The organism is Acinetobacter sp. ANC_7655 (genome assembly GCF_056784015.1).
In genome coordinates this window covers 1-5,236 of record NZ_JBWYJB010000023.1, presented here as the reverse complement: position 1 = coordinate 5,236, position 5,236 = coordinate 1, and the positions used below count along the sequence as shown (strand labels likewise).

General features: G+C 41.1%; 5 protein-coding genes. All 5 read left to right on the top strand.

Annotated elements, in window-relative coordinates; genetic code table 11:
* The first annotated feature begins 93 nt into the window (after positions 1 to 93).
* The 5 genes from benA (at position 94) to benE (ending at position 5,141) form a co-directional block, all read left to right on the top strand.
* On the top strand, positions 94 to 1,476 hold the full coding sequence (gene benA, locus AC1M9N_RS14385; protein WP_035270495.1) for a benzoate 1,2-dioxygenase large subunit: 1,383 nt from the start codon (positions 94 to 96) through the stop codon (positions 1,474 to 1,476).
* Positions 1,473 to 1,976, top strand: a complete 504-nt coding sequence (gene benB / locus AC1M9N_RS14380) for a benzoate 1,2-dioxygenase small subunit (protein ID WP_035270498.1) — start codon at positions 1,473 to 1,475, stop codon at positions 1,974 to 1,976. The genes benA and benB overlap by 4 nt, the downstream gene beginning before the upstream one ends.
* A gap of 90 nt (positions 1,977 to 2,066) precedes the next feature.
* Complete coding sequence (gene benC, locus AC1M9N_RS14375) at positions 2,067 to 3,083, top strand: benzoate 1,2-dioxygenase electron transfer component BenC (RefSeq protein WP_481954961.1); 1,017 nt, start codon at positions 2,067 to 2,069, stop codon at positions 3,081 to 3,083.
* Between the two features lie 13 nt (positions 3,084 to 3,096).
* The gene (locus tag AC1M9N_RS14370) at positions 3,097 to 3,876 is read left to right on the top strand and encodes a 1,6-dihydroxycyclohexa-2,4-diene-1-carboxylate dehydrogenase (protein ID WP_092768934.1); all 780 of its coding nucleotides are present in this window, start codon (positions 3,097 to 3,099) and stop codon (positions 3,874 to 3,876) included.
* Positions 3,877 to 3,932: 56 nt separating this feature from the next.
* Positions 3,933 to 5,141, top strand: a complete 1,209-nt coding sequence (gene benE / locus AC1M9N_RS14365) for a benzoate/H(+) symporter BenE (RefSeq protein WP_180000663.1) — start codon at positions 3,933 to 3,935, stop codon at positions 5,139 to 5,141.
* Positions 5,142 to 5,236 lie beyond the last annotated feature (95 nt).

Below are 5,236 nucleotides of genomic sequence, written 5' to 3'. Positions count from 1 at the left end.
CCGCCGCGCATCAGCTTAAATCAATTAGTCGGAATCGGGATAAGTCAATTATCCCGATGACTTCCCCTCAATTTGGAAAGTCGGAGAACGTCCATGCCACGTATTCCTGTAATTAATACCAGCCATCTAGATCGTCTTGATGAGTTACTTGTAGACAACTTTGAGACAGGTGAGTTTAAACTTCATCGTTCAGTTTTCACTGATCAAGCCCTTTTTGACCTTGAAATGAAATACATCTTTGAGGGTAATTGGGTTTACTTGGCACACGAAAGCCAAATTCCAAATAACAATGATTATTACACGACACACATCGGTCGTCAGCCAATCGTGATTGCTCGTAACCGTCAAGGCGAGCTAAATGCAATGATCAATGCGTGTTCACACCGTGGTGCACAACTTTGCCGTAACAAACGTGGTAATAAGGCTACTTATACTTGCCCATTCCATGGTTGGACATTCAATAACTCAGGCAAACTTTTAAAAGTTAAAGACCCAACAGATGCAGGTTATTCTGACTGCTTTAACAAAGAAGGATCACATGATCTTAAGAAAGTTGCACGTTTTGAAAGTTATAAAGGCTTCTTATTCGGTAGCTTAAACCCAGACGTCTTGCCATTAGAAGAATTCTTAGGTGAAACGACTAAAATTATAGATATGATCGTGGGTCAGTCTGATCAAGGTTTAGAAGTTTTACGTGGTGCCTCAACTTATACATACGAAGGAAACTGGAAACTCACTGCTGAGAATGGTGCAGATGGTTACCATGTATCTGCAGTTCACTGGAATTATGCTGCGACTACGCAACAACGTAAAGAAAAACAAGCTGGCGACAACATCCGTGCAATGAGCGCAGGTTCTTGGGGTAAACAAGGCGGTGGTTCTTACGGTTTTGAAAATGGTCACATGTTGCTTTGGACACAATGGGCTAACCCTGAAGACCGCCCTAACTTCCCTAAAGCAGACGAATACTCTGAGAAATTCGGTCCTGCTATGTCGAAGTGGATGATCGAGCGCTCACGTAACCTTTGCTTATATCCAAACGTCTATTTGATGGATCAGTTCGGTTCACAAATCCGTGTACTTCGCCCAATTGCTGTCGATAAAACTGAAGTAACAATTTACTGCATCGCACCTGTAGGTGAAGAGCCAGAAGCTCGCGCACGCCGTATTCGTCAATATGAAGATTTCTTCAATGCTTCAGGTATGGCGACACCAGATGACTTAGAAGAATTCCGTGCATGTCAAGCAGGTTATGCTGGTATCGAACTTGAGTGGAACGATATGTGCCGTGGCTCAAAGCATTGGATCAATGGCCCAGATGATGCAGCAAACGAAATTGGTCTAAAACCTAAACTTTCAGGCGTTAAAACTGAAGACGAAGGTTTATACCTTGCGCAACATCAACATTGGTTAGAAGAAATGAAACGTGCGATTAAAGCAGAACAAGCTTTAGCTGAACAAGGAGATAACGCATGAGTAACGCGAATCTTGAAGCAACTTTAGAATCAGTGAGCCAGTTCTTATTTAAAGAAGCGCGCCTACTTGATGATGAACAGTGGGATGAATGGTTAGAGTGTTATGCACCTACAGCATCGTTCTGGATGCCATCTTGGGATGACTACAATACATTAACTGAAGATCCTCAATCAGAAATCTCGTTAATTTATTATCCAGATCGTCAAGGTTTAGAAGACCGCGTGTTCCGTATCAAAACTGAACGCTCTTCTGCAACAATGCCTGATACACGTACAAGCCACAATATTAACAACATTGAAATACTTGAACGTCATGAAGATAAGGTTGTTGTTCGTTTCAACTGGAACACTTTAAGTTACCGCTACCAAAAGTCATACAGCTACTTTGGTATGTCACGCTACGAAATCAATTTGTCTGGTGAAAAACCACAAATTTTAAATAAATATGTGGTACTCAAAAATGATTACATCAATCAAGTAATCGACGTATATCACCTGTAATTAGTAAATAACAAGTTCAGTAACTACCAAATGGAATTTTGGTAGTTACACCAAAAAATTGTTCAAAAGATTCTTAAAGGATATTCAGCCATGTCAAACCATAATGTTGCACTTCAATTTGAAGATGGCGTAACCCGATTTATTTCAGTTGCACAAGGCGAAACGCTTTCTGACGCTGCATATCGTCAAAAGATTAATATTCCGCTGGATTGCCGTGATGGTGCATGTGGTACTTGTCGAGCTTTTTGTGAGTCTGGCAGCTATGACATGCCTGAAGAAACTTATATTGAAGATGCACTTACACCAGAAGAGGCTGAGCAAGGCTATATCTTAGCTTGCCAGTGCCGTCCTACTTCAGATGCAGTTTTTCAAATTCAAGCATCATCTGATGTATGTAAAACTCAAATTCATCAATATCAAGGTACACTTTCTCGTGTAGAAAACTTATCTGAATCTACAATTACCTTTGATATTCAACTAGACGAAGGTCAGCCAGATATCAATTTCCTTGCTGGTCAGTATGTAAATGTAGGTATTCCTGGATCAACTGAAACACGTTCATACTCTTTCAGCTCTAAGCCATGCAACCGTTTGACCGGCTTTGTTGTTCGTAACGTTCCTAACGGTAAAATGAGTAGCTTCTTAAGCACCGAAGCGAAAGTCGGCGACAAAATGACATTCACTGGTCCATTTGGTAGCTTCTACTTACGTAATGTAGTACGCCCTGTAGTAATGCTTGCTGGTGGTACAGGTATTGCTCCATTTATGTCGATGCTTCAAGTATTAGAAGAAAAAGGTTCTGAACATCCAGTACGTTTAGTTTTTGGTGTAACCAATGACTTTGACCTAGTTGCTATTGAAGAACTCAACAAACTTCAAGAAAAACTTGATTGGTTTGAATACCGTACCGTAGTTGCAAACCCAGAATCTGCACACGAACGTAAAGGTTATGTGACAGGTCACATTGAAACTGAATGGCTCAACGGTGGTGATGTAGACGTTTACCTCTGTGGTCCTGTTCCTATGGTAGATGCAGTTCGTGGTTGGTTAGATGCTGAAGGCGTTAAACCTGCAAACTTCTTATTCGAAAAATTCTCTGCGAATTAAAGTGGATAGGAACATGAATCAAAGATTTGAAAATAAAATCGTAATCGTTACTGGTGCCGCTCAAGGCATCGGTCGCGGTGTTGCTCTTCAAGCAGCTAGCGAAGGTGCAAAAGTTGTACTGGCTGACCGTGCTGAATACGTGACGACCACACTTGAAGAAATTACGACTCAAGGTGGCACAGGTGTCACTGTCTTAGCTGATCTTGAAACCTATGCTGGTGCACAATCCGTTGTAAATAAAGCGATCGAGACTTTTGGCCGAATTGATGTGCTGATCAACAATGTTGGTGGTGCGATTTGGATGAAACCTTTTGAAGAGTTTTCTGAAGAGGAAATTATCAAAGAGATCAATCGTTCTTTATTTCCTACTTTATGGAGTTGTCGTGCAGTTTTACCACACATGCAACACCAAAAATCTGGTGTGATCGTGAATGTATCATCTATCGCCACATGTGGAATTAACCGTCTTCCATATTCTGCGGCTAAGGGTGGTGTAAATAGTTTTACCCAATCAATGGCATTTGCACATGCTAAAGATGGTATCCGCATCAATGCTGTGGCAACAGGTGGTACTGAAGCTCCACCACGTGTAATTCCACGTAATACTTCACCACTATCTGAGCAAGATCAAGCTTGGATGCAAGAAGTGGTTGATCAAACAATTGACCGCAGCTACATGAAACGCTATGGCACTATTCAAGAACAAGTAAATGCTATTTTGTTCCTTGCTTCAGATGAGTCTTCATACATTACAGGCACAGTCGTACCTGTAGGTGGTGGTGATCAGGGTTAACCCTGATCACGGACTCTTTAAATTCACAGGATCATTGACGCAAGGAGGCAAATACAATGGCAACCCTGTTTAAAACACTAAAAGAAGATTGGTCTATTTCCGCCACTGTCGCCGGCTTTTTAGCTGTATTGATTTCATATGCCGGACCATTAATTATTTTCTTTCAAGCAGCACAACAAGCCCAAGTTTCCCCAGACATGATGATTTCATGGATTTGGGGTATCTCAATTGGTGCTGCTGTAGCTGGAATTCTATTATCAATAAAGTTTAAAGTTCCTGTCATTACCGCTTGGTCGGCACCTGGTACTGCTCTGCTAGTCACACTTTTTCCAGATATATCACTGAATGAAGCAGTTGCTGCATATATCACTACAGCTGTAGTGATTTTCATCATTGGTATTACCGGATATTTCGACAAACTATTGGCTTTGATACCGCAATCAGTGGCTGCAGGAATGATGGCTGGTATCTTATGTCAGTTCGGATTTGGTCTTTTTACCGCGACTAATACCATGCCATATATTGTGTTTGGAATGCTTATTTCGTATCTGATTGCTAAGCGTTTAACACCTCGATATGCCATGCTTTTTGTATTGGCAGCTGGTATTTTCATGAGTTTAGTCCTCGGAAAATTCAATGCTGTGAATATGGAGTTTTCACTTGCAATACCCCAATTCATTGCGCCCGAGTGGACGCTTAACTCTTTTCTAAATCTTGCAGTACCTCTTATTTTAGTCAGCCTTTCTGGTCAATTTTTACCTGGCATGGCAATTTTGAAATTAAGTGGCTATGACATTCAAGCAAAACCCATTATTACCACTACCAGTATCGCATCGTTAGCTGTTGCTTGTGTGGGCGGGATCACCATTGTCCTGGCATCAATAACAGCCGCACTCTGTACAGGTAAAGATGCACATGAGCTCAAAGAGAAACGTTATATCGCAGGTATTGCGAACGGTATTTTCTATATTTTAGGTGGTTTATTTGCAGGCAGCATTGTGATGCTTTTTAGCTTACTGCCTAAAGAACTTGTTGCTGCATTAGCAGGTTTAGCACTTTTAGGTGCTATTGCTACAAATTTACACGTTGCTATGTTCCAAGAAAAGGATCGTGACGCAGCTCTCCTTACTTTCTTGGCGACTGTTTCAGGTATGCAATTTTTAGGTTTAAGTTCAGTTTTTTGGGGAATCTGTATTGGTATTTTAGCGCACGTGATTTTAACGAAGCGTCAAAATACTACCCCATCATCGTCTACATCGACCTGATCATATTAAAGGTAAATGTAGATCGTTTGTTTAGGAAGTGATTATGATTGATAAAAGCTCAGCGTCTTTAACCGAAGCCCTCTCCCAAATTAAAG